28 protein-coding genes are annotated in these 24789 nt (G+C 66.0%); 16 read left to right on the forward strand and 12 right to left on the reverse strand.

Annotated elements, in window-relative coordinates; all coding sequences use genetic code 11:
* The first annotated feature begins 130 nt into the window (after positions 1-130).
* Genes gcvP through M3G14_RS01480 form a run of 7 tightly spaced genes read left to right on the forward strand, consistent with a single transcriptional unit; the run spans position 131 to position 8432 of the window.
* Positions 131-2965, forward strand: a complete 2835-nt coding sequence (gene gcvP / locus M3G14_RS01450; protein WP_259924174.1) for an aminomethyl-transferring glycine dehydrogenase — start codon at positions 131-133, stop codon at positions 2963-2965.
* A gap of 12 nt (positions 2966-2977) precedes the next feature.
* Positions 2978-4054 (forward strand): glycine cleavage system aminomethyltransferase GcvT, encoded by a 1077-nt coding sequence (gene gcvT / locus M3G14_RS01455; RefSeq protein ID WP_259924175.1) that lies wholly within the window; start codon positions 2978-2980, stop codon positions 4052-4054.
* Between the two features lies 1 nt (position 4055).
* A complete protein-coding gene (gene gcvH / locus M3G14_RS01460) occupies positions 4056-4448 on the forward strand; it encodes a glycine cleavage system protein GcvH (protein ID WP_259924179.1) in 393 nt (130 codons plus the stop codon).
* Positions 4449-4485: 37 nt separating this feature from the next.
* Positions 4486-5274 carry a lipoyl(octanoyl) transferase LipB gene (gene lipB, locus M3G14_RS01465; protein WP_259924181.1) on the forward strand — a complete coding sequence of 263 codons (789 nt, stop codon included), beginning with the start codon at positions 4486-4488 and terminating at the stop codon, positions 5272-5274.
* A 33-nt stretch (positions 5275-5307) separates the two neighbouring features.
* The gene (gene lipA / locus M3G14_RS01470; protein ID WP_259924186.1) at positions 5308-6351 is read left to right on the forward strand and encodes a lipoyl synthase; all 1044 of its coding nucleotides are present in this window, start codon (positions 5308-5310) and stop codon (positions 6349-6351) included.
* Between the two features lie 44 nt (positions 6352-6395).
* On the forward strand, positions 6396-7184 hold the full coding sequence (locus M3G14_RS01475) for a DUF4191 domain-containing protein (protein WP_259924188.1): 789 nt from the start codon (positions 6396-6398) through the stop codon (positions 7182-7184).
* On the forward strand, positions 7185-8432 hold the full coding sequence (locus tag M3G14_RS01480) for a threonine/serine exporter ThrE family protein (protein ID WP_259924189.1): 1248 nt from the start codon (positions 7185-7187) through the stop codon (positions 8430-8432).
* Here the strand turns inward: M3G14_RS01480 and M3G14_RS01485 are convergent.
* Entirely contained in the window at positions 8429-8905 is a 477-nt protein-coding gene (locus tag M3G14_RS01485; RefSeq protein WP_259924191.1) for an RDD family protein, read from the reverse strand. The genes M3G14_RS01480 and M3G14_RS01485 overlap by 4 nt on opposite strands.
* 118 nt (positions 8906-9023) lie before the next feature.
* On the opposite strand from M3G14_RS01485, the gene glnA reads away from it, so the two are divergent.
* Positions 9024-10460 carry a type I glutamate--ammonia ligase gene (gene glnA / locus M3G14_RS01490; RefSeq protein ID WP_259924192.1) on the forward strand — a complete coding sequence of 479 codons (1437 nt, stop codon included), beginning with the start codon at positions 9024-9026 and terminating at the stop codon, positions 10458-10460.
* 48 nt (positions 10461-10508) lie between these two features.
* On the opposite strand, the gene M3G14_RS01495 is transcribed toward glnA, so the two are convergent.
* Together M3G14_RS01495 and M3G14_RS01500 are read right to left on the reverse strand one after the other, a co-directional pair.
* Positions 10509-10985, reverse strand: coding sequence for a carboxymuconolactone decarboxylase family protein (locus tag M3G14_RS01495; RefSeq protein WP_259924193.1), 477 nt, complete (start codon positions 10983-10985; stop codon positions 10509-10511).
* A gap of 70 nt (positions 10986-11055) precedes the next feature.
* On the reverse strand, positions 11056-11670 hold the full coding sequence (locus M3G14_RS01500; RefSeq protein WP_259924200.1) for an META domain-containing protein: 615 nt from the start codon (positions 11668-11670) through the stop codon (positions 11056-11058).
* A 160-nt stretch (positions 11671-11830) separates the two neighbouring features.
* On the opposite strand from M3G14_RS01500, the gene M3G14_RS01505 reads away from it, so the two are divergent.
* Both M3G14_RS01505 and M3G14_RS01510 read left to right on the forward strand, forming a co-directional pair.
* Positions 11831-12091 carry a helix-turn-helix transcriptional regulator gene (locus M3G14_RS01505; protein ID WP_259924201.1) on the forward strand — a complete coding sequence of 87 codons (261 nt, stop codon included), beginning with the start codon at positions 11831-11833 and terminating at the stop codon, positions 12089-12091.
* An 11-nt stretch (positions 12092-12102) separates the two neighbouring features.
* Complete coding sequence (locus M3G14_RS01510) at positions 12103-12570, forward strand: hypothetical protein (RefSeq protein ID WP_259924202.1); 468 nt, start codon at positions 12103-12105, stop codon at positions 12568-12570.
* Here the strand turns inward: M3G14_RS01510 and M3G14_RS01515 are convergent, their stop codons facing one another.
* The gene (locus M3G14_RS01515; RefSeq protein WP_259924203.1) at positions 12571-13119 is read right to left on the reverse strand and encodes an META domain-containing protein; all 549 of its coding nucleotides are present in this window, start codon (positions 13117-13119) and stop codon (positions 12571-12573) included.
* Positions 13120-13271: 152 nt separating this feature from the next.
* Here M3G14_RS01515 and M3G14_RS01520 point away from each other — a divergent pair, with 152 nt between their 5' ends.
* The 3 genes from M3G14_RS01520 (at position 13272) to M3G14_RS01530 (ending at position 15200) form a co-directional block, all read left to right on the forward strand.
* Positions 13272-13589, forward strand: coding sequence for a DUF4236 domain-containing protein (locus M3G14_RS01520; RefSeq protein WP_259924204.1), 318 nt, complete (start codon positions 13272-13274; stop codon positions 13587-13589).
* Positions 13590-13670: 81 nt separating this feature from the next.
* Positions 13671-14237, forward strand: a complete 567-nt coding sequence (locus M3G14_RS01525) for a VIT1/CCC1 transporter family protein (protein WP_259924209.1) — start codon at positions 13671-13673, stop codon at positions 14235-14237.
* 45 nt (positions 14238-14282) lie between these two features.
* The gene (locus M3G14_RS01530; RefSeq protein ID WP_259924211.1) at positions 14283-15200 is read left to right on the forward strand and encodes a TDT family transporter; all 918 of its coding nucleotides are present in this window, start codon (positions 14283-14285) and stop codon (positions 15198-15200) included.
* Here M3G14_RS01530 and M3G14_RS01535 read toward each other — a convergent pair.
* From M3G14_RS01535 to M3G14_RS01550, 4 genes are read right to left on the reverse strand one after another with little or no spacing between them, the layout of a single operon-like run.
* Entirely contained in the window at positions 15181-16110 is a 930-nt protein-coding gene (locus M3G14_RS01535) for a 2-dehydropantoate 2-reductase (protein ID WP_259924213.1), read from the reverse strand. The genes M3G14_RS01530 and M3G14_RS01535 overlap by 20 nt on opposite strands.
* 46 nt (positions 16111-16156) lie before the next feature.
* Positions 16157-17257, reverse strand: a complete 1101-nt coding sequence (locus M3G14_RS01540) for an HNH endonuclease signature motif containing protein (protein ID WP_259924215.1) — start codon at positions 17255-17257, stop codon at positions 16157-16159.
* A gap of 11 nt (positions 17258-17268) precedes the next feature.
* Positions 17269-17853, reverse strand: a complete 585-nt coding sequence (locus M3G14_RS01545) for a glycoside hydrolase family 25 protein (protein WP_259924217.1) — start codon at positions 17851-17853, stop codon at positions 17269-17271.
* Positions 17850-18374 carry an NUDIX domain-containing protein gene (locus M3G14_RS01550; RefSeq protein WP_259924219.1) on the reverse strand — a complete coding sequence of 175 codons (525 nt, stop codon included), beginning with the start codon at positions 18372-18374 and terminating at the stop codon, positions 17850-17852. The genes M3G14_RS01545 and M3G14_RS01550 overlap by 4 nt, the downstream gene beginning before the upstream one ends.
* Positions 18375-18432: 58 nt before the next feature.
* On the opposite strand from M3G14_RS01550, the gene M3G14_RS01555 reads away from it, so the two are divergent.
* Positions 18433-19131 carry a hypothetical protein gene (locus M3G14_RS01555; RefSeq protein WP_259924221.1) on the forward strand — a complete coding sequence of 233 codons (699 nt, stop codon included), beginning with the start codon at positions 18433-18435 and terminating at the stop codon, positions 19129-19131.
* Between the two features lie 4 nt (positions 19132-19135).
* On the opposite strand, the gene M3G14_RS01560 is transcribed toward M3G14_RS01555, so the two are convergent.
* Genes M3G14_RS01560 through thrC form a run of 3 tightly spaced genes read right to left on the reverse strand, consistent with a single transcriptional unit; the run spans position 19136 to position 21769 of the window.
* Positions 19136-20185, reverse strand: coding sequence for a S1 family peptidase (locus M3G14_RS01560; protein ID WP_259924222.1), 1050 nt, complete (start codon positions 20183-20185; stop codon positions 19136-19138).
* Positions 20178-20312, reverse strand: a complete 135-nt coding sequence (locus M3G14_RS01565) for a hypothetical protein (RefSeq protein WP_259924224.1) — start codon at positions 20310-20312, stop codon at positions 20178-20180. Before M3G14_RS01565 ends, M3G14_RS01560 begins: the two co-directional genes overlap by 8 nt.
* 14 nt (positions 20313-20326) lie before the next feature.
* On the reverse strand, positions 20327-21769 hold the full coding sequence (gene thrC / locus M3G14_RS01570; protein ID WP_259924226.1) for a threonine synthase: 1443 nt from the start codon (positions 21767-21769) through the stop codon (positions 20327-20329).
* 72 nt (positions 21770-21841) lie between these two features.
* On the opposite strand from thrC, the gene M3G14_RS01575 reads away from it, so the two are divergent.
* Positions 21842-23164, forward strand: coding sequence for a nitrate/nitrite transporter (locus tag M3G14_RS01575; RefSeq protein WP_259924228.1), 1323 nt, complete (start codon positions 21842-21844; stop codon positions 23162-23164).
* 39 nt (positions 23165-23203) lie between these two features.
* Positions 23204-24538 carry a nitrate/nitrite transporter gene (locus tag M3G14_RS01580; protein ID WP_259924229.1) on the forward strand — a complete coding sequence of 445 codons (1335 nt, stop codon included), beginning with the start codon at positions 23204-23206 and terminating at the stop codon, positions 24536-24538.
* Here M3G14_RS01580 and M3G14_RS01585 read toward each other — a convergent pair.
* Entirely contained in the window at positions 24510-24779 is a 270-nt protein-coding gene (locus M3G14_RS01585; protein WP_259924230.1) for a hypothetical protein, read from the reverse strand. The two genes, M3G14_RS01580 and M3G14_RS01585, sit on opposite strands and share 29 nt — an antisense overlap.
* Between the last annotated feature and the right edge of the window lie 10 nt (positions 24780-24789).

Genomic DNA, 24789 nt, shown 5'->3' on the forward strand with positions numbered 1-24789 from the left:
CCCACTCCGGGGAGGCGGGCCGTTTCGCGTACCCAGGCTAAATCCTCCGGCTCGAGCGTAGTTCTTAGCACGCCCGCATCGCACCTTATACTGGCTAGTGTTTGGCACCACTTCGACCAAGGAGCGCGTTTTGGATTACATCTCCCGTCATATTGGCCCCGACCAGACTGAACAGCAGCAAATGCTGGACACGCTGGGTTACGCGTCGTTGGATGCGCTCATCGACGCCGCGGTCCCCTCCGGCATCCTCGCCGACGGCCCACTCAAACTGCCGCAGGCGCTGAGCGAATACGAGGCGCAGGACCGGCTCCGCGAGATCGCGAGCCAAAACACGGTGCTCAAGGCCTTCTACGGCCAGGGCTACAACTCGACGCTCACCCCGCCGGTGATCCGCCGCGGCGTGATCGAGGACGCCGGCTGGTACACCGCGTACACCCCCTACCAGCCCGAAATCTCCCAGGGCCGCCTCGAGGCGCTGCTCAACTTCCAGACGATGGTGCAAGACCTCACCGGCTTGGACATCGCCAATGCCTCGCTTCTCGACGAAGCCTCCGCCGCCGCCGAGGCTGTCGGGCTCATGTCGCGCGCGGTGCGCAAGGGCCGCCGCGTGCTTCTCGACGCCCGCCTACACCCCCAGGTCATCACCGTCGCCGCCGAACGCGCCCGCGCCATCGACTTGGAGGTCGAGGTCGCAGACCTGACCCAGGGCGTGGTCGGCGAGGACCTCGTCGGCGCTGTGGTGGCCTACCCGGGCACCGAGGGCGACATTGCGGATCCGCGCCCGATCATCGAGGCGATCCACTCCCGCGGCGGACTCGTTACTGTAGATGCCGACATCCTCGCGCTGACTGTGCTGGAGTCGCCGGGCGAGCTGGGCGCAGATATCGCCATCGGCTCGACCCAGCGCTTCGGCGTGCCCCTGTTCTACGGCGGCCCGCACGCAGCCTTCATGGCGGTGCCGGAGAAGCTCAAGCGCCAGCTGCCGGGCCGCCTCGTGGGCGTGTCCAAGGACGCGGAGGGCTTCCCCGCCTACCGCCTGGCGCTGCAGACCCGCGAGCAGCACATTCGCCGCGAGCGCGCCACCTCCAACATCTGCACCGCCCAGGCCCTGCTTGCCGTCGCGGCCTCCATGTACGCCGTCTACCACGGGCCCGAAGGCCTGACCGAGATCGCGCGCACCGTCCACGACTTTGCTGCGCGCTTCGCCGCCGGCGTCGAGGCGGCTGGTGGGCGCGTCAAACACGCCGAGTTCTTCGACACGGTGGCGGTTGAGGTTGAGGATGCGCAGGTGGTCGTCGACAAGCTGGCGAAGGCTGGCTACCTGGTGCGCGCCATCGATCACGCCACCGTCGGCGTGGCCTTCGGCGAGGACACGGCCGCGGCCGACCTCGCCGCACTGCTCGACGCTTTCGGCGCATCTACGCCCGAGTCCGCCGAGCCGCGCCTGCCCGAGGCGCTCGCGCGACGCACCGAGTTCCTCACCCACGAGACCTTCAACGCGATCCACTCCGAGACCCAGATGATGCGCTACATCCGTGGGCTCGGCGACAAGGACCTCGCGCTGGACCGCACGATGATCCCGCTCGGCTCCTGCACGATGAAGCTCAACCCCACCGCGGGCCTGGAGACGATCACCTGGCCCGAGTTCGCCAACGTGCACCCCTTCACCCCTGCCGAGTACACCAAGGGCTGGGCCACGCTTATCGACGAACTGCGGACCTGGCTCATCGAAATCACCGGCTACGCCGAGGTCTCCCTGCAGCCGAACTCGGGTGCCACCGGCGAGCTCGCAGGCCTGTTGGCGATCCGCCGCTACCACGTGGCCAACGGCGATACCGAGCGCGACATCTGCTTGATTCCGGCGTCGGCGCACGGGACGAACGCGGCGTCAGCAAGCTTGGCGAACCTGCGCGTCGTGGTGATCAAGACCGCCGACGACGGCTCGATCGACCTGGGCGACCTGGATGCGCAGCTGGCAAAGCACGGCGAGCACGTGGCCGCGATCATGCTCACCTACCCGTCGACCCACGGCGTGTACGAGTCCGACGTGCGCACCGTGGCCGACAAGGTGCACGCGGCCGGCGGCCAGGTCTACATCGACGGCGCGAACATGAACGCGCTGACCGGCATTGCGCGCCCCGGCGACTTCGGCGGCGACGTGAGCCACCTCAACCTGCACAAGACTTTCACCATCCCGCACGGCGGCGGTGGGCCGGGCGTCGGCCCGATCGGTGTGGGCGAGCACCTCATTCCGTTCCTGCCGGGCGATGCGAACGTCACGCTCGATGAGGCGAGCGCGCCGGTGCCGGGCGATCGCGGCGTACCGGTTTCTGCCAGCTTCTACGGATCGGCCGGGGTGCTGCAGATCTCCTGGGCCTACATCGCGATGAGCGGCGCTGCCGGCCTGAAGTCCGCGACCCAGCACGCAGTGCTCGGCGCGAACTACCTCGCACACCAGCTCAACGACTACTTCCCCGTCCTCTACACCGGCGACAACGGCATGGTGGGCCACGAGTGCATCCTGGACCTGCGCGAGCTGACCGACAAGTCCGGCGTCACCGCGGCCGATGTGGCCAAGCGCCTGGTGGACTACGGCTTCCACGCCCCCACGCTCGCCTTCCCGGTCGCGGGCACGCTCATGGTCGAGCCGACCGAGTCCGAGGACCTGTCGGAGCTGGACCGCTTCGTCGAGGCGATGCGCTCCATCCACGCCGAGATCCAGGAGATCATCGACGGAAAGATTGCCTACGAAGACTCCGTGGTGCACCACGCGCCGTTTACCGCCCACTCGGTGGTGCGCAGCGAGTGGCCCTACGAGTTCAGCCGCGAGCAAGCGGCCTACCCGGTTGACCGGCTCGTGCACGCGAAGTACTTCCCGCCGGTGCGCCGCATCGACGAGGCCTACGGCGACCGCAACCTCGTGTGCGCCTGCCCGCCGCCGGAAGCTTTTGACATCAACGACTAAGGAGAACCACCAATGCCACAGACTCCACTGCATGCCACGCACGAAAAGCTCGGCGCGAGCTTCACCGATTTCGGTGGCTGGGAGATGCCGCTGAAGTACGGCTCCGAATTAGAGGAGCACCGCGCCGTACGCTCCGCCGTGGGCATCTTCGATTTGTCCCACATGGGTGAAATCAGCGTTCAGGGCCCCGACGCCGCCGCCTTTTTGGACTACGCCCTGATCTCCAACTTCTCCGTGTTGAAGGAGGGCAAGGCGAAGTACTCCATGATCGTTGCCGAAGACGGCGGCATCATCGACGACCTGATCACTTACAAGTTCAGCGACAACCACTTCATGGTGGTGCCCAACGCCGCGAACACCGCCGCCGTGTGGGCCGCGTTTGAGTCGCGCAAGGGCGACTTCGAGGTGCAGCTGACCAACAACTCCGAGGCGTTCGCGCTCGTCGCCGTCCAGGGCCCCGGTTCGCTCGCCGCGCTGCAGCCATTGCTTAGCGACGACGCGTCCACCCTTTCCTACTACTCCGGGTCCTGGATGACGCTCGACGGCATCGAGATCTTCGTCGCCCGCACCGGATACACCGGCGAAGACGGCTTCGAGCTGTTCTGCGCCCGCAAAGACGCGCAGAAGGTGTGGGACGCCGTGATCGGCTGCGGCACCCCGTGCGGTCTGGCCTCGCGCGATTCCCTGCGCCTGGAGGCGTCCATGCCGCTGTACGGCAACGAGCTGTCGACCGAGATCACCCCGGTCGAGGCTGGCATGGGCCGCGCCTTTGCCAAGAAGGAAGCCGACTTCGTGGGCAAGGAGGCACTTGCCGGCCGCGAGCCGGAGGTGGTCATTGCCGGGCTGACCTCCGAGCAGCGCCGCGCCGCCCGCGCCGGTGCCGAGATCTACCTGCCGGGCGAGTCCGGCGCGAAGATCGGCGTGGTGACCTCCGGGCAGCCCTCGCCGACGCTCGGCTACCCTGTTGCCTTGGCGCACGTCGCGCCGGAGCACGCGGAAGTTGGGACGGACGTGGAAATTGACATCCGCGGGCGTCGCTATCCGTTTACTATCGTTACGACCCCGTTTTACTCCCGAAAGGACGCCTAACATGGCACTGCAGAAGGACTTCTACTACTCCGAGGACCACGAGTGGATCAACGTCGCCCCCGACGCCGCAGTGGGCAATTCTGTGCGCGTAGGCATCACCGACGTCGCCGCTGAACGCCTGGGCGAGATCGTCTTTGCCGAGCTGCCGCAGGTCGGCGACACCGTCACCGTCAACGAGCAGTGCGGCGAGGTGGAGTCCACCAAGTCCGTCTCCGACCTGTTCTCGCCGGTCACCGGCACCGTCACCGCCGTCAACGAGGACATCGACGGCGCCTACGAGGCCATTAACGACGACCCCTACGGCGCCGGCTGGCTCTTCGAGGTCGAGGTTGAGGCCGTCGGCGAGCTCATGACCGCCGACGAGTACGCCGCCAAAAACGGCGTCGAGGGCTAAGCACCTCTTTGTTCACGCGGGGCTAAAATGCGAAAGCATGACAGCCCCGCGTGACCCATTTTTCCCGGCCGACAAATCCATCCGCGCTGACGCTTCCGCCCCACTGGATGTGCGAGAGCTCGGCGTCGTGCCCTACCAGGAAGCCTGGGACCTGCAGGCGGAGCTTGCCGCCAAGCGCGCGGCAGGCGAGGTCGGCGACACCGTGCTCGTGCTCGAGCACCCGTCGACCTTTACCGCCGGCAAGCGCACCCAGCCCGAGGACATGCCGGAGGCCGACTACCCCGTGCCGGTGGTCAAGGTCGACCGCGGCGGGCGCATCACCTGGCACGGCGAGGGCCAGCTCGTGGTCTACCCCATCATCAAGCTCGCCGAACCGGTCGACGTGGTCGACTACGTCCGCCGCCTTGAAGAGGCCATCATCGAAACGGTGCGCGAGGCCGGCGTGACCACCGCAGGCCGCATCGACGGCCGCTCCGGCGTGTGGGTCCCCCACACCACTCGCGCCGCCGACACACGCGCCCCGAAACGCGACCGGAAAGTCGCCGCGCTCGGCATCCGCATCACCCGCGGGGTGACCATGCACGGTCTAAGCATCAACTGCGACAACACTCTTGACCACTACGCGCACATCGTTGCCTGCGGCATCGACGACGCAGACGTGACCACAATGAGTTTGGAGCTGGGCACCGACGTGCGGGCGTCGGCAATCGCCCCGCGGCTCATCCACCACCTCGACCGCGCGCTGTCCGGCGAACTGACCGTGGCAAACCACACCTTCGCCACCGCCCCAGATCCCACGAAAGGCCTGAAGAAACGGCCGCGCTAACGAGTGCTTGACACGTCCGTTAACGTAGGGGGCGTGACTGTAGCACCAGATGGTAGAAAACTCCTCCGCATCGAGAAGCGCAACGCGCAAACCCCGATCGAGTCCAAACCGCGGTGGATCCGCAACCAGGTCAAGACGGGCCCCGAGTACGAGGACATGAAGCAAAAGGTCAAGGGTGCAGGCCTGCACACCGTGTGCCAGGAGGCCGGCTGCCCCAACATCCACGAATGCTGGGAATCCCGCGAGGCGACCTTCCTCATCGGCGGCTCCCGCTGCTCGCGGCGCTGCGATTTCTGCGACATCGCCTCCGGCAAGCCCGACCCGCTCGACCGCGACGAGCCGCGCCGCGTGGCCGAAGAGGTCCGGGGAATGAACCTGAACTACTCCACCATCACCGGCGTGACCCGCGACGACCTCGACGACGAGGGCGCCTGGCTCTACGCCGAAGTCGTGCGCAAAATCCACGAGCTCAACCCGCACACCGGCGTGGAGAACCTCACCCCCGACTTCTCCGGCAAGCCCGACCTGCTCCAGGAAGTCTTCGAGGCCCGCCCCGAGGTGTTCGCGCACAACGTGGAGACGGTTCCGCGCATCTTCAAGCGCATCCGCCCGGCCTTCCGCTACGACCGCTCGCTGGACGTGATCCGGCAGGCACGCGACTTCGGCCTCATTACCAAGTCGAACCTCATCCTCGGCATGGGCGAGACCCGCGAGGAAATCCTCGAGGCCCTGGGCGATCTTGTCGACGCCGGCTGCGACATCATCACCATCACGCAGTACCTGCGCCCGGGCCCGACCTACCACCCGATCGACCGCTGGGTAAAGCCCGAGGAGTTCATCGAGTACCGCGACGCCGCCTACGACATGGGCTTCGCCGCCGTCATGTCCGGCCCGCTCGTGCGCTCCTCTTACCGCGCCGGCAAGCTCTACGTCCAGGCGATGGAGCATCACGGCCGCGAGCTGCCAGAAAACCTCAAGCACTTGAAGGAAACCTCCGCCGGCGAGACGACGCAGGAAGCATCCACCCTGCTGAAGAAGTACGGCGCTTCCGAGGACCACCCGGTAGTGACCCGCTAAGGGCCCTTTTTGCGGCCCCGCGCGGGCCCATTAACATAAGCGGCATGGCGAAGCAGGATGATAAGGTGGCCGCGAAGGCCGCCAAGAAGCAACAGCGCGAGGCGAAACGCGCCAAGAGCAAGCAGACGCGCAGCCAGGTGTGGCAGGCGTTCAAGATGCAGAAGGAGCGCGACAAGGCGCTCATCCCCATCATGGTCGGGTCCGTCCTCGGTATGGGTCTTCTGTTCTTCCTCATTGGCCTGATCTGGGACGGCCAGTGGTTCATGCTGGTCCTCGGCCTGATCCTCGGCGCAGTGCTGGCGATGTGGCTGTTTTCCCGCCGACTGGAAAAGTCGATGTACGACCAGGTCGGCGACACCCCCGGCGCGGCCGGCTGGACGCTGGAGAACATGCGCAACACCATGGGCATCGTCTGGATCACTAAGACGGGCGTGCAGGCCAATACCCACATGGACACCATCCACCGCGTGGTGGGCAACCCCGGCGTGGTGCTTGTCGGCGAGGGCAACCCCAACCGCCTGAAGTCCATGATGGCCAAGGAGCACAAGCGCGTCGACCGCCTGCTGGCGGGCGTGCCGATCCACGAGGTCTACGCCGGCGACGGCGAGGGGCAGGTCCCCGTGCGCAGCCTGCAGAAGCACCTGCTGAAGATGCCGAAGAACTACAAGAAGGACGAGGTCTACTCGCTCAACGCCAAGCTGGAGGCGATGGACTCCCGCAAGGGCCCCGGCCAGGTCAACGGCCTGCCGGGCGGCCCGATGCCGCGCCAGGCGCAGAACATGGCGGGCATGAACCGCCGCATGCGCCGCATGCAGCAGCGCAAGGGCAAGTAAGTGGATGCCGAGGCCAGCGCGGCGCTCCGTTTGGGGTCGCTGCTTTTGACCTCCGGCGCGCCGGCCTACCGGGTGATCCGCGCCGTCAAGCGCTGCGCCCGCGCGCTCGGCTTTGACGACGCCGACATGATCGTCGGCCTCGACACCCTCACCTGTACCTTCCACCGCGGCGAGCGTTTTCGCACCCTGGCGGCGGTGCTGCCGGTACCGGGTGTGAACGCCTCACGGATTGAGGCGCTCGAAAACTTCAGCCGCCACGACTTACACCAATATGTCACCGCGGCGCAGGTCGAGACAATGCTCGACGAGATCGAGGCGATCCCCTCGCCGCGCTGGAGCGCTCCGGGCAGCGCCCTCGCCGCGGGCCTGGCTTGCGGCGGTTTCGCCATTTTGAACCACTTTTCGCTGCTCACCGCGGCACTCGTCGTGCTCGCGGCGGGTGCGGGCCAGTATGTGCGCCAGCGGCTTGCCGCGAAGCACATGCTGCAGCTGGGCGTGGTGATGCTCGCCGGTGCGGCCTCCACCGCCATCTTCCTCGTGCTCTCGCTCGCCATCCCGGGCGCGGACACGCAGCTTGCGGCCGGTTTCGTCCCGGCGATCCTCTACCTCATCCCCGGGTTCCCGCTGTTCGTCGCGATGAATGACCTGTCGCGTTTCGATTTCAGCGCCGGCATCGCGCGGCTGTGTTTCGCCCTCGAGGTGATCGTCACGATGATGCTCACCGTCGCGGTCATCGCCATGATCACCGACGCTCCCCCGCCACCGCTTGTCGACGCCGCCGTCGCCCCCAGCTTCTACGCCGCCGCGGCGGTCGCCAGCTTCCTCAGCGTCGGCGGTTTCGCGATTTTATTCAACGCGTCGAAGCGCATGGCGTTGCTCGCCGCCTCGCTCGGCACGGTGGCCAACATCTTAAGGCTCGTGCTGCTGCACGCCGGAGTGAAGTTCTTCCTCGCGTGCTTTTTGGGCACGCTGACCATCGGGCTGCTCGGCTGGGCGCTCGGCAGGCGCTTCTTCGTGCCGCGCTCGACCGTGACCATCCCGGCCACCGTGGTGATGATCCCCGGCACCACGATCTACGCCGCGATGCAGCAGCTGACCTCCGGTGATGTCACCGGCGGCATTTCCGCAACCACGGAGGTCGTGCTCGCCGTGCTCTTCCTCGCCGGCGGGCTGACGGTTGCGCGTCTGTGCACAGACCGCAACTGGGCCTTCCAGCGGCACATCGACTTCCGCACGGACTTGAGCTAGCCGCGGATCACCGTCGTGTTGGTGGCGCGGTCGTGCATGCCGCGCCCATCCGCGTCCACGATCGCCGCAGGCAGCACAAAACCGGTCAGCACGGTACGCAGCGCCGCGCGCCACAACCCGACCGGTTCGGCGGCGTCGATGCGCGCCACCCCCATACCGAGCATCGCCATGCCGGGCGTGCGCGCCATGAGCCAGCCGGTCAGAATGCCCAGCACGATCCACACAAAGTAGGTCACGGTGGCGGTGTCGCCGAGCGCGTGCGTTTGCGACGTGATCAGCGCCGCGATTCCCCAGGAGATGCCCCAATCGATGAGCACTCCGCACGCGCGCCGCATGACCGACGCCTGCGAGCCCGCCCCCTGCTCCGGCAAGCCCAAGGACTGCCCCGGATAGTCCGGGACCGTGTCATCGCCGGAGAACTGATTTGGCATCTCGGGGCCATTGCGCCAATCGCGTCGCTGTGATCTCGCCATGGGCACTAAGCCTAGCCGTGGCCAGAGGGAGGCGAAAATGGGCGGGTGCACATTTCGGGGCCATGGTTCTACTAAACTTGTGGGCGTTCAGATTTTCGCCCCTTTAAGGAGAGCACACGTGTCTTTCGAAAATATCGAGGACGTCACAAAATTTATCGCCGACGAGGAAGTCGAATTCGTAGACGTCAGGTTCACCGACGTTCCCGGCCGCGAACACCACTTCTCCATCCCGGCATCCATGTTCGACGAGGAAGTTATGGAAGAAGGCCTCGCCTTCGACGGCTCCTCCATTAAGGGCTTTACCACCATCGAAGAGTCCGACATGACGCTCATGCCGGACCTGGCCACCGCCAAGCTCGACCAGTTCCGCGAGGCGAAGACGCTGAACGTGAAGTTCTTCGTCAACGATCCCTTCACTCACGAAGCATTCTCCCGCGACCCGCGTAACGTGGCGCGCAAGGCGGAGGACTACTTGGCGTCGACAGGCATTGCAGATACCTGCAGCTTCGGTGCCGAGGCCGAGTTCTACCTCTTCGACTCCATCCGCTACGAGGCGGAAGGCCACCGCGCCTTCTACGAAGTCGACGCCGAGGAAGGCTGGTGGAACCGCGGCAAGGAGCGCGACGCCGACGGCGAGCCGAACCTGGGCTACAAGAACCGCTGGAAGGGCGGCTACTTCCCCGTCGCCCCGCACGACAAGACCGTCGACGTGCGCGACGCGATGGTGCGCAACCTGGATGCTGCCGGTTTCCACATCGAGCGCTTCCACCGCGAGGTCGGCAACGGCGGCCAGCAGGAAATCAACTACCGCTTCAACACCCTGCTGCACGCGGCCGACGACCTGCAGGACTTCAAGTACATCATTAAGAACACGGCAGTCCAGTTCGGCAAGACCGCAACGTTCATGCCGAAGCCGCTCGCCGGTGACAACGGCTCCGGCATGCACGCCCACCAATCCCTGTGGAAAGACGGCGAGCCGCTGTTTTACGACGAGTCCGGCTACGGCGGCCTCTCTGATATCGCCCGCTGGTACATCGGCGGCATCCTCGAGCACGCCGGCGCGGTGCTCGCGTTTACCAACCCGACGCTGAACTCGTACCACCGCCTCGTCCCCGGCTTCGAGGCCCCCATCAACCTGGTGTACTCGCAGCGCAACCGCTCCGCCGCGATCCGCATCCCGATCACGGGCACCAACCCGAAGGCCAAGCGCATTGAGTTCCGCGCCCCGGACCCGTCGGGCAACCCTTACTTCGGTTTCGCCGCCATGATGATGGCCGGCCTCGACGGCGTGAAGAACCGCATCGAGCCGCACGCGCCGGTGGACAAGGACCTCTACGAGCTGCCGCCGGAAGAAGCCAAGGAGATCCCGCAGGCGCCGACCTCGCTCGAGGCGTCGATCGCGGCGCTGGAAGCCGACCACGACTTCCTCACCGAGGGCGACGTGTTCACTGACGACCTCATCGAGACCTACATCAAGCTCAAGCGCGAAGAGGAAATCGCGCCGGCGCAGCTGCGCCCGACGCCGCTCGAGTTCGAGATGTACTACGACTGCTAAACCGCGCGCGTAAGCAAAGACCCCGAGGGTGTGTCCCTCGGGGTTTCCTTATGCCCGGATGCCTAGGTCGAAATCGTCGACACCAGAGAGGCTGCGCGGGTCAAGGCGTGTGGTGATGCCGATCCGATTCCAGGCGTTGATCGCCACGATCGCCATGAGCAGGTTTCTCGCGCCCTTCTCGCCGTGCAGGCGCTCAACTCGGTCCCAGAGCTCGTCCGGCACGGACTCCTCCCCGTGGATCCGGGTCACGGCGTCGGTGAGCTCGAGGGCTGCGCACTCTTCGTCGGAGAACTGCTCCTTGTAGTCGGTCCAGTGCTCCGTGCTACTGATCTTTTCTTCGCTCCAGCCGTCTTTCTTCGCGTCGCGCCGGTGCATAGCCAGGCAGTACACGCACTGGTTGAGCGCGGAAGCCCGCAGCTGCACCAGGTGCGAATAGCGTTTGTCCACGCGTGCTCGGACGTACGTTTCCAGCCCGAGCATGGGCGCGTAGGCGACTTTCGGTATGGGTTTTCTCGTTGCGGACATATGACAATGCTACGCGGCCCGGCCCAAAGTGGCCCGGGCCGCAAGCACATCGTTTCTAGTGCGTCGTGCTTTAGCCTTCCTGCGGCTCGATGGTGGTGGCCTTCGCCTCCACGAACTCGATGCCGTGACCCTGACTGCCCAGCGCGATGGTGTCGCGGTCGAGCATGTAGACGGCCGGGTTGGCCTGCAGGATCGTCTTCAGGTCCTTGGCATCGGCCTCCGCCTCGGGGTCGCACAGCGCCAGGGTCTCGGCCAGCTCTCCGACGTGCAGGTTGCCGCGCTCATCGAAGCGGTAGTCCGCGTTGCCGGCGTTGCAGCCGTCATCGTAGGACAAGGTGCCGTCGGGGTTAAACTCAATGGTCACGTTCTCGTTCGCCTTCGCCTGCAGCGGGCGCTCGACGGCTGGGCCGCGCAGGTGCTCGGGTGCCGGCTGCGCGTGCTCGGGCAGGGCCGTGATGAGGTTGCCCTGCTCGGTCGGTGCCCCTGGCTTCTGGGCGCTGGAGCCCGGCAGCTGCGGTGCGCCGCCGATAAGGATGGAGCTCAGGCCGACCGCGGCTTCGACGATCGCGGGGTCTGAAGACAGGCCCTGCGGCAGCTCCTGCGCGCCTGCGGTGCCTGCGGCGCCACCCATCAGGGCGACGGCTGCGGTTGCGGTGGACAGTTTCTTCATGATCTTGGAAACCATGCTCCTCAACCTACCGAGCAGTTTCAGCAAATCAACCACCTTGAGGGAACTAGAACGGTATCTCCAGGGCGCTCCTAAAAGCAGCCACGGAAGCTGAAAGTCGCATAAAAAGTAGCGCGAACAGTTGACACATTGTTGTGTTTATACAACACTTTGAACCATGCCCCCAAAGAAAAAACCAGTGGATCCGATCTACAACCGGGTCCGCGTGCTGCGCACCGAAAGGGACATGTCGCGCGCGCAGCTCGCGGACGCGGTCGGGGTCAATCCGCAATCCATCGGTGCGCTCGAGCGCGGCGACCACTACCCCAGCCTGGACCTCGCTTTCAAAATCTGCGACGTCTTCTCCCTGCCAGTGGAAGCCGTGTTCTCGCGAACCGAGTTCACACCAATGTCGACCGAAATCTACCGAACACGCTGAGAGGACAACCGATGACACCGAAGATGAAACACGTGGGCGTCGTGAAGCGAAATCGGCTCATTCTCACCACAGATATCGGGCTTGCGCTCACGCTGCTTGCCGCCGTACTCCAATTCTTCAACAGCGGCCTGTCCACGGCACTGTGGATCGGCGGCGGGCTCATCGCCGCAGTCGGGCTTGTGTGGCTGCGCGCATCCATCGGCGGGGCCGACCTGCCGGGCGTCGAGCTCGACGAATACGAAACGCAGCGGCACGTGGAAGCCCGCGACGACGGGCTGCGCTGGTCGATCATGCTTTCCGCAGCCATGTTCGTCGTCGCGGGCTTCGTCGCGCTTGCGGCGCGGTTTTCGCCGGAGGTGTCGAGCATCGACGTCGCGCTGTTCTTCGCCAAGCTGGCCTACTGCCAGATGGTTTGGATCCCGTTCGCGGTGGCGCGCTCGCTGGCAGGCAAAATTAACCGCGACGAGCTCATCGCCTAGCTACTGCGCGTCAAACTCGACTGCCTTGCCCTGGCTGCCCAGCGCGATGCTGCCGTCCAGCTCGTAGACGGCCGGGTGAGACCGCAAGACCGACTTCAAGGCTGCGGCGTTGTCCATCGTCGTGGAATCGCACATGACGCGCGTCTCGGAAAGATCGGTGACGTGCAGGGACCCGGCGTCGTCGATGGAGTACAGGCCGTTTCCGGAGTTGCAGCCGTCGTCGTAGGTAAGCGTGCCGTCGGCGCGCAGCTCAAGCGTCATGGCCTTGCTCTGCTTCGCCTGCCACAGGCCCACGACGGCATCCTTCGCCTCAGCGGCCGGCAACGGCTGCGCCCCATCCGGCAGGCCGACCACCACGTGGGACTGGTTCGTACGCTGCTTTGCCGCGTCCGCGCTCGCGCCGCCGAGCACGGTGGAGTTGAGCTGACCCACGCGGTCGACGTCCACATACTGCGCCAGGTCAGCGGTGGAGGAAAGCCCCTGCGCGCTGGCCAGGCCGGCACCGAGGCCGCCCGCAGTAAGGGCGACAAGCGCGGTGACAGTGGTCATTTTCCTTGCAATGTGTGAAACCATACGGCCCAACCTAGTGAGTGCCCGCGCGGATTCAAGCCGTCTCATCGAACATTTATGTAGCCCCAAGCGCGCACGCACTTTTGCTAGCTTTGATGAGAAAGCAACCTTGGACCAAAGGAGCGCAGCTCATGCCGTTTCGTTTCCGCCGTAGCAAGAAAGTCGGCCCGTTCCGATTCACCCTGTCGGGCTCGGGCCTGTCGGCCTCCGTCGGCTCGGGGCCGTTTCGCTACACGTTTAACTCCAACGGCGGCCGCACCCGCACCATGCGCACCGGCATCCCCGGCCTGCGCTACGAGGAGCGCGACACCCCGAACCAGGTGCGCAAGAAGAAGGCCGCACGCAAAGCGCGCAAGCTGGAAGGCAACCGGCCCCAGCAGCTCGATCAGGGCAGCAACGCACAGTCCGAGTTCGACGAAATTGCCAAGCACTACCGCAAGGACTACTAACCCAAAACAGGCCGCTCACCAGGCATGTTAGCCAGGCCTGCCTTGCTTGTGTCCGCGTCACCTACAGGCGACAATGGGACTATGACCACCACTACCGCTCCCCGCCCGAGCACAGAGCCGAGCAGTAATCCGAGCAGTAATCCGAGCACTGAACCGAACACAGGCGAGCGCTTGAACCGGCTGCGCGCCGCAGTCCTCGGCGCGAACGACGGCATCGTCTCTACCGCCGCCGTCCTCGTCGGCGTCGCCGGCGCGACGAGCGATTCCCGCACGATCGCCATGTCCGGCATGGCCGCGGTCGTCGGCGGGGCGGTATCGATGGCGCTCGGCGAGTACGTGTCCGTCTCATCACAGCGCGACTCGGAGCGCGTGATGGGCGAGACCGAGCTGGTGAACCCGTATTCGGCGGCCATCGCGTCCTTCATCTCTTTCGTGCTCGGCGCGGCACTCCCCTTCGCCGCCGCCGTGCTCGCACCAGTCTGGACGATCTTCGCAGTCACGCTCGTCGCGCTCGTGCTGACCGGCACGCTCTCCGCGAAGCTCGTCAGCGCCCCGCTCGCCCCCGCGATCGGCCGCATCGTCGGCGGCGGGATGCTCGCGCTCGCCGTCACTTTCGCGGCCGGGTGGATATTTGGGGCGACGGTATAGGGGGTCGACGCGACGTCGTAAAGCAAAAAGATTACCATTGCCCGGGTGACTGAAAAATTCCGCGAACTCCCACCGCCGGGCCCCGCGTGGGGCGGCAGCCTCATGGGCACCTCGATTGTTGCGCGCATGCTCGTCGAGGAGGACATGTTCACCGCAGCCGGCATCTTCGCCGTCATCGGCTGCGGTATCCTCGTCGTGCTCACTTTCGGGTTTGCGCGCTACCGGCAGCCGAGCTTCGCCCGCACGACGATGGCCGAGTGGTCCATGTACTTTATCGGCATCCTCGCGCTCGGCGCGGCGCTGTCGGGTCTGACCGGCGTGGGCGTCTACCGCCTCATCGGCTTCTGGATCGGCGGCCCCGTCACCGTGCTCACGTGGGCGATTCAGCTCACGCGCTTCGACGGCGAGCCGCGCTTTACCTGGGGCCTGCCGCTCGTCGGGCCGATGATTTCGGCGTCGGTCGCCGGCTGGCTCGCCCGCGACTACGGGCAGGTGTACCACGTGATGGGCACCGCCCTGTTTTTCATGTCGCTGCTCACCGCCGTGCCGCTGTTTGCGCGGGTGTACTGGGCCGCCTGGCACGGCCGCGTCGACTTCGGCGGGGCGAAATCCGCCACCGCCTGGGTGCCGCTCGGTGTGGTCGGCCAATCCACCACCGCGATGCAAATCCTCTTCCCCGGCAAAGTCTCCATCTACTACGGCATGGTCGCGCTCTTCATCGCGATCCCGCTCGCCTGCTACGCCATGGCTATCTTCTACCCCAACGTCGTGCGCTGGGTCGACTATTCGCCGGCGTGGTGGTCGTGCACCTTCCCGCCCGGCACCGTGAGCATGGGCGGCCACCAGGTTGCGCTCGTTGCAGGTGCCGAGTGGCTCGACGCGATCGCGCTGACCATCCCTGTACTGCTGCTCGCCCACTGGTTGCTGTGCTCGGCACGCTTTGTCAGCTGGTGCGCACGCTGAGCACGGCCTCGGTGTAGTCGAGCAGCGGCGTCGCCACGCCCGCGCTCGCGGCTTTCCTGCGGATCGCGCCCACCTGCGCGTCCAGCTCGCTTTCCAGCCCGGCGGCGATGTCGCGGTGCATTGAACTAGTCGCGCCCGCGTACTGCCGGTCGGCGAACGCGAGCGTCTGCTCCACCACGTCCGCGGGCAGTGCTACCCCGTTGGCGCGGGCGGCGGCCTCGACTTCTTTCATGAGTGCGCGGAGTTGGGGACGCAGGGCGTCGCGAAGCACACCCATCGGCGCATTCGCGACCGCGCCGAGCGCACCGGTGGTGCTGACAAACATCGCCTTCGCCCACACATCCACGAGGATCTCCTCCGGAGTGAGGTACTCGCCGCCGATGCCCGCCTCATCGAGGGCGGCGCGAAACGCCAGGGCCACTTCGCTTCTCGACGCCCCCTCCACACGCCCAAAGTTCAACGTCAGCGGCCCCGGGTTGAGATGAATCTCCGCAGGGCCGACGCGGGTGGCGTAGCAGCGCACCACGCCGGCGAAGACGCGGTCGGGGCCGAAAAGCTCGGCGGCGGTGTCGTGGACTTCGACCGAGTTTTGTGTGGTGACGATCGGCACGCCGGTGAGTTGCTGCGCGTCTTTCAGGTCCGCAAACGTGGGGTTGTCCGGCAGCGCCTTGGTGGCCACGAGCACAATATCGGCGCCGCCGAGCAGGTCGGCGGCTTTGCCTGCACGGTCCGCGGCGTGCACCCGGATTGTGCGCGCGGGTTGCTCGCCGTTTTTGAGCAGCAGACCGCGCTCGCGCAACGCCTTGAGCGTTTTCCCACGGGCGACAAACGACACCTCGTGTCCAGCTTCTGCAAGCGCACCGCCGAAGTACCCGCCGATCGCGCCCGCGCCAATGCACAGCACCTTCATGGGGCTTAAGTGTATCCCCGCCGGTGCTGTCTTTCTCTGTTTTTGCTTACCCGGGTCTGCCTTGCGCGGGTCCGCCGATGAGTGTGTCGGTGTCGGTGTAGTCGCGGCCGGTGAATATCGGTGTGGTGTATTTGGGGCCGATCCAGGCGATGCGGCCGTTGATGCGTGTCATCCGACCGCGGTCGGGTTGGCCGTTGACGGCGTTGTGGTGTGGGCACAGCCAGCACATATTCGCCGGGTGGGTTGCGCCACCGTGGGCGTAGTCGGTCAGGTGGTGCGCCTGGCACTTCGAGATGGGTGTGGTGCAGTCCGGCCAGCAACACGTCGGCGAGTCCGCTTCCAGGGCCAGGCGTTGCACGGGTGAGGCAAGGCGTGCCCGGTGGGTGTTAATCGGGCCGAGGTGCGGTGCGGCCAGGGTGATATACCCGTCGGGCAGGATATGCCGGCGCAGGATTTGGCTGGTGGTCATCCTCACCCCGGTATTGGTCACCACTACTGGTTCTTGGTCGGGTGAATCGTCGGTGCCGGAAAGGACATGGTCGATGTCCTTGTCGGTGATAATGGCGTGGATTGCCACGGGTGCTTGGACGATGTGGCGGTTGTTGACCAGCCAGTCAATCGGGTCAATTGGTTGTCCGTTGTCGCCGGGGGTCTCGAATGTGGTGACCAGATCTTGGAGGTCGTTGGTGGGGCCGGTGAGCCGGATGATGAATTTGTCGTGTGTTTCGCTGCGTTGGATGCGTACCCCGTCTTGTGGCACGCGCGGTGGCAGGTAGGTTTTGCGCAGCCGGGCGGCGCGTTTGCTGATGGTGGTGGTGTCGCCTGCGGTGGCGCACAGTTGCGCGGTGTATTCCCAGCGTTTGGTGGGGTTGGTGATGCGCCTGGCGGTGCGCTCGATCAGCTCCAAGGTTTCGATGCAGTGCCGGTTGGCTTCTGCCGCACTGCGTGCCTCTGCTTGGGCGCGTGAGTGGCTGGTGGGCCGGAAGAATCGGCGTGCGAGGTGTACGAGTGTCTCGGCGTAGTCGTCGGCTGCGCCCATGCTCACCAACGCGGCCGCATCGAGGCCTGTCTCGTAGACAAGCCGGAGTGCGGCGATTCCCCCTGCTTTGAAGGCCAGAAAAGCCCGAAGTTCATGTTGTTCCCCCATAGGCCCACAACCTAGCGCAGGCCACAAACCCCCGCAACCGCTAGGTTCAAATCGACCTCAATCCCGCCGACTCGGCCGCGCGAGGTGAACTGCCACAGCTGCGGGCGCGGCATGCCTAGCGGAGATGGCCACGCACCCAGCTGCGCGGGGTCGGTCACCGTGTTGTCACCCCACTGCGCGAGCCACAGCGCCCCGAACTCGGCCGGGCTGGCCAGGCGCATGTGGCGGCGCCAGTAGCGCGTGGTCGTGTAGACGCCGGCCACAGGGACGCCGGCGGCGCGGAAGGTGGAGTGGGCGGTGCGGACGTCGGCAAGCGAAAGCCCCGCGGGAGACTCCACATCGAGCCACATCGGCAAACGGTGCGACCCGAGAACGGCGAGGGCGGCGTCGACCTGCTCGGCGATCGTGGTGCCCTCGGCGGGGCTGCGAAGGAAGTGGTAGGTGGCAAGCGCGCAGCCGGCTGCCGAAGCATCAGCGAGCAGCTGCGCAAAGCACGGGTCCTGGTAGGTGCCGTCGGTGGTGCGCAGGATCGCGAAGTCGAAGCCGGAAAAGTCGAGCCCGGCCTGGTACTCGGAGCAATCGACGCCGAGCCTCACCGCTTGGAAAGGCCCATCCGCGGGTGAAACGACGCCGGATGCCTGCGCTGCGCCGCCGCATCAGCGATGACCAGCCGCCACTTCGGGTCGGTGACCGGCATACGCGAGATGGGGAACCAACCGACCTCGACCGACTCGTCGTCGCCGACCACCGGTTCCGCGGCCGGGTCGACCGGATCCAAGCGCAGCTGCACCGACATGTAGCTGGCCTTGTCGCCGTTCGCGTGCACGACCGGGCCGTGCGAGCCGGCACCCAAAATCGCTGCGGGCGTGGTTTCGATGCCGGTCTCCTCGCGCACCTCGCGCACCGCCGCGTCGTGCGGCTGCTCGCCGGGGTCAGCGATCCCCGTGATCGGGGTCCACTTGCCGTTGTCCGCGCGCCGCACGAGCAGCACGTCGGGGACGGCCCAGGCGGACTGGTCAGCGGAGTCGCGCAGGACGATCGCGGCCACCGCCGGGATCCAGAGCGGGTCGTGGCCGATCTTTTTGCGGATCTCCACGATAAATTCCGGAATTGGCACGGTGAAATCCTTTCGCGTCTGTGTGGCTTTGAGTCTACGTCGACTAGAATAAGCGGCGATGCAGACCCTGAAGCGAGTACCCAAAGCAGCGTTTATCACCGGCTACGGCGCGCTGCTCATCGCGCTCGTGGTCATGATCGCTGCACTTGCCAGCTACCGCCAGTCCGCGGAGGCGAACGCACCCGCCGCGCCGGTCAAGGCGTGGAACCCGGCGCCGGCGGACGCCGGAAACGTCGCCGCCAGCATCCGGCCCGGGGTGATCGCCGATGCGCGCGTCGCCACCACCGAAAGCGGCGTCGCGGTCCAGGGCACGCTTAGCGACGCCGCGTTTACCGACCCCGACGCCGCCGGCCATATCTCCCGCCTACTTGAGCAAAACTGCCTGGACGCGCTCACGCTGCGCACGGCTGACAACATGCGCTTCGAGATGCTCGGCTTCTGTTTTTCCACCGTGCCGCCGCAAACGATCGACGAGCTCATCCATTTCGGCGCGGACCACGGCGCGGACTCGGTGACCGTGACCAACAACTTGGAAAAAACCGGCGGGCGGCTCGCGACGCTGACGTGGCTCGACGCAGACGCCGCGCAGCTGCGCCCCGCGTGGGAGGAGTTCGGGCTGCGGCCCTACCTGGATAGGGCGAGCTTCGAGGCTTTCGGACCCGAGGAGCTGACGATTATGGAGGCGCGCCCCTCGCGCCCGCACACGTTCAAGCACGAGCCGACGGGCGCGGCGCTGCGCGAGAAGTGGGGCATGTAAGCGCCTACCAGGTCTGGTGCTGCCACACGGCGTCGGGTACGACGTGGTTGATCACCGTCATCAGCTGCTCGACATTTGAGTAGGACATGAGCTTCGGGTTGTCCATTCCCTCCCAGCATTCCTCCTCGCTGCGGCCGGCCTCGGTGCCGGAGACCACGCCGATGATCACGGCGCGGCCGTTGACCTCAGTGAACACCGGCCCGCCGGAGTCCCCGGCGGCGGCACACACGCTGGCGATGTCGCCGAAGGTTTCGCGGTCCTCGTCGGCACCGGCGTTGACGATCTGCACCCGCTGCGTGTCCACGAATTCGCCGCAGGTATAGCCGGTAGTCGCTCCGGTCTTGCAGACGCGTTCGACGGGCGGGATGTGCTCGGCGATGCCAGTGGGGATCGGCTCGCCGATGACCTCCATGTAGCGTTCCGGGTCGGTGATCTGGATGATGCCGATGTCTACCCCGTCCGCCTTTGAACCGTCACCGCTGTAGAGGCCGGAGTAGATGAAGTGGCCAACCTCGCGCGCGTAGTCGTAGGCGTGGGTGGCGTTGGTCGGCCAGACCAAGTCGCCGACGCGGCCGCAGTGCCCGGCGGTCACGGCGTAGTGCTGGCCGGCGGTATCCGTAAAGCTCAGCGCCGAGGTGCACGACTGGGCGGTAAAGCTCTCCCCCGGCGCCGGCTTGTGGTCGGTGGACTGGATGCGCGTGCCGGGTGCCCACAGCGCGAAGGCGGGCACGCGAATATCGTTGTCGCTTGCCGCCGCGTCCTGCTCGCGCGGGGTCTGCACGGATTCGCGGGCGTCTCGCTCGGCGTTCGACGGCGCGGGTGCCTGCGGGGTCTGCAGTCCCATCCACACCACAGTGGCGACGAGCAGCACAGCCGCGATCACGCACAGCGCCCACGAGGCCCACGCGGCGTTGCGTCCGCGCGCAGGCTCGCGCACGGGCGTGGGAAAGGTCCACTGCTCGCCGTGGGCGGGCTGGTATTTGCGCGCCTCGTTGCCGCCCGGAGTGTAGCCGCCGGCCGGGTAGTGCGTCCCGGGTTGCGTGGGGTCAGTCACGCTGCTCCGAGTCGGTGCCCTCCTCGCCCTTTTCGGCTTCCGCGGCCTGGATCTTGATGTCGCGCAGGAACTTCTCCGGGTCGAACTCGGTGAAGTAGTCAGGTCCTGCGAATTGTTCCTGTGCCATGAGTCGTACCTCTTTTATTTCTCGGCGTTATCTGCGATGAACTGCTTGACGCTCTCCGCGTCGTTAGGCAGGTCGGTGACGTGGCGCGCGCCGTCCATGATGTGGGCGAAACGCTCCGGCACCTCGGGGGAACGCCCGGTCGCCTCGACGATCGTGTCGGCGAACTTCACCGGCAGCGCCGTTTCCAGCACCACGATGCGCGTGTCGACCTCGTCCGCCAGGCCGCGGGCGACGTGGATGCCGTCGGCGGTGTGCGGGTCGACCATCACGCCACGCTCCTGGAACGTCTGCTTGATCGTGGCCAGCCGATCGGCGTGGGTCGAGGAGCCGGAGGCGAAGCCGAAGTCTTCGCGGATGCGCTTCAGCACCGCCTGCCCGCCCAGGTCATCCAGGTCGAAACCGCCGTCTTTGACCTTGGTGCCGAAAAGTTCGGCGGTTTTCGCGGCGTCGCGCGACAGGGCGTCGAAAAGCATGCGCTCGAAGTTGGAGGCCTTGGAGATGTCCATCGACGGCGAGGACGTCGCCTGGGTCTCGGCGGCCGAGCGCGGGCGGTAGTTGCCGGTGCGGAAGAACTCGTCGAGCACGTCGTTTTCGTTGGTCGCCACGATCAGGCGGTCGATGGGAAGGCCCATCTGCTTAACGACGTGACCTGCACACACATCACCAAAGTTGCCCGTCGGCACCGCAAAGGAGATCCGCTCGTCGTTGGACTCGGTCACGCGCAGGTAGGTGGAGATGTAGTAGACCGTCTGCGCGAGCAGGCGCGCCCAGTTGATCGAGTTGACCGCGCCGATGGCGTACTTCGCCTTGAAGGCGGCGTCCGCGTTGACCTCCTTGACCACGTCCTGGCAGTCGTCGAAGACCCCGTCGAGGGCGATGTTGAAGATGTTCGGGTCGTCCAGCCCAAACATCTGCGCCTGCTGGAAGGGCGTCATGCGGCCGGCCGGGGTAAGCATGAACACGCGGATGCCCTCGCGGCCGCGCATCGCGTACTCGGCGGACGAGCCGGTATCGCCCGAGGTCGCGCCCAGGATGGTCAGCGTCTCGCCGCGGCGGGCGAGCTCGTACTCGAACAGCTCGCCGAGTAGCTGCATCGCCATATCCTTGAACGCGGCGGTCGGGCCCTCAGAGAGGTGCGCGAGCGAAAGCTTCTCGTCCAGCTCGGTCACCGGCACGATGTCCGGGTGCGCGAACTTCGGGGTGTGGTAGGCCTTGGCGGTCAGCTCCTCGATCGAGGCGTCCGGGATGTCGTCGACGAAGAGTTTGACGACCTCGGCGGCAAGTGCGGCGTAGCCCTTGTCGCGCAGGAGCGTGCGCCAGTCGTCGAGAAGCGCGGGCGAAAGCCGCGGGTAGGTGGCGGGCATGAACAAGCCGCCGTCGGCACTCAAGCCGCCGAGCAGGATGTCGGTGAACTTGTGCGGGGTGGCGGTCTGGTCGCGAGTCGAAATGTAATCCACGGGACTTAAGCTTACGGGACGAGCACTCGCCACGGTGCGACAACCGAAAACGCCTAATGTTAGTGTGCGCGCATGAGAAAAACTACGGTGTCGTATCACCCGCGCGAACAGGTTACACGCACCGCGCTCGCCGTCTGGTGGGGTGCGGTTGCCGTATACATCATCGCGATCTTCGGGCGGACCTCCTTCGGCGTGGCCAGCATGGACGCCATGGAACGTTTCGACGTGAGTGCCTCCCGCATTGCCGTATTTACCGCAGTGCAGGTCGGCGTATACGCCGCCGCACAGGTCCCCACAGGCCTGGCAATCGACCGCTTCGGTCCGCGCTTCATGCTGGTCACCGGCGCGCTAGTGATGGCCTCCGGCCAGATCACGCTCGGGTTGACCGACAGCTACAGTGTCGCACTCGCCGCGCGCGTACTCATCGGCGCAGGTGATGCCACCGCGTTTTTGTCTGTGATGCGGATTCTGCCCTATTGGTTCCCGCCACAGAAGACACCGCTGTATACGCAGCTGACCGGCGCGCTCGGCCAGGTCGGCCAGTTCCTCTCCGCTGTGCCCTTCCTCGCGCTGTTGGGCGCGCGCGGGTGGACCGTCGCGTTCGTCTCGCTCGGTGCGCTCGGGCTCATCTTCGCGCTCGTCGCCGCACTCGTGGTGTCCGACTCCCCGGAATGGTCGGCGATGACGCGCGAGCAGCGCCGCGAGGTCCACTCCCAGAAGCGGGCACGGCGCGTGCCACTTGCGTTTACGCTGCGCACCGTGGTGCGCTCCCCTATCGCGTGGGAGGCCTTCTTCATCCACGGCTGGGGCATCTTCTGGATGTTCTCCTTCTCCCTTCTCTGGGGCGTGCCGTTGATGACGCAGGGCATGGGCCTGTCCGAGGCGCAGGCCGGCACCGCGCTGATCCTGTTTAGCGTGGGCAATGTGATTGCCGCGCCGATTATGGGCGTGGTCTCCGCTAGACTCGGCGTGCGCCGCGACCTCGCTGCACTCTGGATCGGCGCGATCGTTCCCATCGCCTTCGCGGTGCTCTTCGCCTCACCTACGCCCCGCGGCTTCGGCGCGGCGCTGGTGATCACCTCGCTGCTCGGGTTGTGTATGCCTTCGGGGAACTTCGGCTTTGACACGCTGCGCGAGTACCTGCCGGCTGAGATGGTGGCTACCGGCACGGGCTTCGCCAACATGGGCGGGTTCATCGCCTGCATGATCGGCTCGCAGCTCGTCGGGGTGCTGCTCGACTGGTCTGCGGACGGCGCAGCGTTTACATGGCACGATTTCCGTATCGCCTGGCTGGCGTTTTTCGGCACGGCGGCAGTGTGCCTTATCGGTTTGCTCGTCTCACGCAGGAAGGCGAAGCGGTTTACCCGGCACGTGCCTATTGTCAACCGTGGATGATTGCACGCTGCGCAAACCCGCTAATTAACATAAGCTGCCATGGCAAACAATCACCCACGCGAACAGCTCACCTCCCAAGCCCTCATCGTGTGGCTCGGCGCAGTCGCTGTGTATGCCGTAGCGATCCTTGGACGCACGTCGTTCGGCGTGGCAAGCGTGGAAGCTATCGACAGATTCGACGTCGACGCATCACGAATCGCAGTGTTTACCGCAGTCCAGGTCGGCGTCTACGCCTTCGCACAGATCCCCACGGGACTGCTCATTGACAAACTCGGGCCCCGCTTCATGCTCGTCGCCGGTGCCATCATCATGGCCGTCGGGCAGATCGTCCTCGGCCTGACCAGCTCCTACGGCGTGGCCATCGTCGCCCGCGTGCTCATCGGCGCGGGCGATGCCACCGCGTTTCTGTCCGCCATGCGCATTTTGCCGTACTGGTTCCCACCAAGGAAGACGCCGCTGTTTACCCAGCTGACCGCCGCGGTCGGCCAGCTCGGCCAGTTCCTCTCCGCCGTGCCCTTCCTCGCGCTGCTCTCCGCGCAAGGCTGGACCGTCGCGTTTGTCTCGCTCGGCGCGCTCGGCTTGCTCATCGCCCTGCTTGCTGCGGTTGCCGTTGCGGACACCCCCGAGTGGGCCGAGCTCACGCGCGGGCAGCGCCGCGAGATCAAGACACAGCGGCAGGAGTCGTCCTCGGCCATGCCGATCGGGCACATCTTGCGCACCGTCGTGCGCTCGCCGGTCACATGGGAGGCGTTTTTCATCCACGGCTGGGTCATCTTCTGGATGTTCAGCTTCTGCCTCCTCTGGGGCCTGCCACTGATGACCCTGGGCATGGGCTTGAGCGAAAGCCAGGCCGGCACCGTGCTCATCCTCTTTACCGCCGTGAATATCGCCGCCGCCCCCGCCATCGGCGCGCTGTCTGCCCGTATGGGCTCCAGCCGCGACCTTGCCGCGATCGCCCTCGGCGCGGTCACCCCGATTTCCTGGATGCTCTTCTTCGCATCCAGCACCCCGCGCGGCTACGGTGCCATCCTCACCATCGCCGTGCTCATGGGCCTGTGCGTGCCCACGGCGAACTTCGGCTTCGACGCGGTGCGCGAGCACTTGCCCGCCAACATCGTCGCTACCGGCACCGGCCTGGCGAATATGGGCGGATTCATCTCATGCATGATCGGCGCGCAGGCCGTCGGTGTGATGCTCGATCACTCCGCGCACGGCCAGACCTACCAGTGGGGCGTTTTCCGACACGCGTGGATCGCCTTCTATCTCACCGCCGCGCTCCTGCTCGTCGGCCTTGTGGTTTCGCGCCACAAGGCGAAGCACCACCTCGCCCCGAGCGTGAAGATCGTCAGCGAGGAGGCTCCTGGCGCCCGGTGAGGATGTCCACCACCGAGCGGATCGCCGCATCGCCTAGCTGCGGCAGCTGCCCGCCGGGCGTGGGATGCTCCGTGCGGGTGGTGCCGCGGCGCGTGTCGGGCTCGACTTCGAGCGAAAGCGTCGTGTCTTCGAGGTTGAGCCGGGCCTGCTTATCGACGCCCGCAACACGCGCCCCTTCCACCAGCGCCACCAGGTCAGCGTAGGTGGCATCGTTGAGATCGATTGAGAAATGCACAGCCATGTCCCCCACT

The organism is Corynebacterium sp. p3-SID1056 (assembly GCF_025152525.1).
Classification (GTDB): Bacteria; Actinomycetota; Actinomycetes; order Mycobacteriales; family Mycobacteriaceae; genus Corynebacterium.

Bases quoted from the DNA above. Each gene is read 5' to 3' on its own strand.
- M3G14_RS01535 (WP_259924213.1), bottom strand. From the start codon at position 16,110: ATGAAGGTGCTGTGCATTGGCGCGGGCGCGATCGGCGGGTACTTCGGC.
- M3G14_RS01580 (WP_259924229.1), top strand. From the start codon at position 23,204: ATGGCAAACAATCACCCACGCGAACAGCTCACCTCCCAAGCCCTCATC.
- M3G14_RS01475 (WP_259924188.1), top strand. From the start codon at position 6,396: ATGGCGAAGCAGGATGATAAGGTGGCCGCGAAGGCCGCCAAGAAGCAA.
- M3G14_RS01495 (WP_259924193.1), bottom strand. From the start codon at position 10,985: ATGTCCGCAACGAGAAAACCCATACCGAAAGTCGCCTACGCGCCCATG.
- M3G14_RS01585 (WP_259924230.1), bottom strand. From the start codon at position 24,779: ATGGCTGTGCATTTCTCAATCGATCTCAACGATGCCACCTACGCTGAC.
- M3G14_RS01575 (WP_259924228.1), top strand. From the start codon at position 21,842: ATGAGAAAAACTACGGTGTCGTATCACCCGCGCGAACAGGTTACACGC.
- M3G14_RS01515 (WP_259924203.1), bottom strand. From the start codon at position 13,119: ATGACCACTGTCACCGCGCTTGTCGCCCTTACTGCGGGCGGCCTCGGT.
- M3G14_RS01540 (WP_259924215.1), bottom strand. From the start codon at position 17,257: ATGGGGGAACAACATGAACTTCGGGCTTTTCTGGCCTTCAAAGCAGGG.
- M3G14_RS01505 (WP_259924201.1), top strand. From the start codon at position 11,831: ATGCCCCCAAAGAAAAAACCAGTGGATCCGATCTACAACCGGGTCCGC.
- gcvH (WP_259924179.1), top strand. From the start codon at position 4,056: ATGGCACTGCAGAAGGACTTCTACTACTCCGAGGACCACGAGTGGATC.
- M3G14_RS01510 (WP_259924202.1), top strand. From the start codon at position 12,103: ATGACACCGAAGATGAAACACGTGGGCGTCGTGAAGCGAAATCGGCTC.
- gcvT (WP_259924175.1), top strand. From the start codon at position 2,978: ATGCCACAGACTCCACTGCATGCCACGCACGAAAAGCTCGGCGCGAGC.
- M3G14_RS01565 (WP_259924224.1), bottom strand. From the start codon at position 20,312: ATGGCACAGGAACAATTCGCAGGACCTGACTACTTCACCGAGTTCGAC.
- M3G14_RS01485 (WP_259924191.1), bottom strand. From the start codon at position 8,905: ATGGCGAGATCACAGCGACGCGATTGGCGCAATGGCCCCGAGATGCCA.
- lipB (WP_259924181.1), top strand. From the start codon at position 4,486: ATGACAGCCCCGCGTGACCCATTTTTCCCGGCCGACAAATCCATCCGC.
- M3G14_RS01520 (WP_259924204.1), top strand. From the start codon at position 13,272: ATGCCGTTTCGTTTCCGCCGTAGCAAGAAAGTCGGCCCGTTCCGATTC.
- M3G14_RS01525 (WP_259924209.1), top strand. From the start codon at position 13,671: ATGACCACCACTACCGCTCCCCGCCCGAGCACAGAGCCGAGCAGTAAT.
- M3G14_RS01555 (WP_259924221.1), top strand. From the start codon at position 18,433: ATGCAGACCCTGAAGCGAGTACCCAAAGCAGCGTTTATCACCGGCTAC.
- M3G14_RS01500 (WP_259924200.1), bottom strand. From the start codon at position 11,670: ATGGTTTCCAAGATCATGAAGAAACTGTCCACCGCAACCGCAGCCGTC.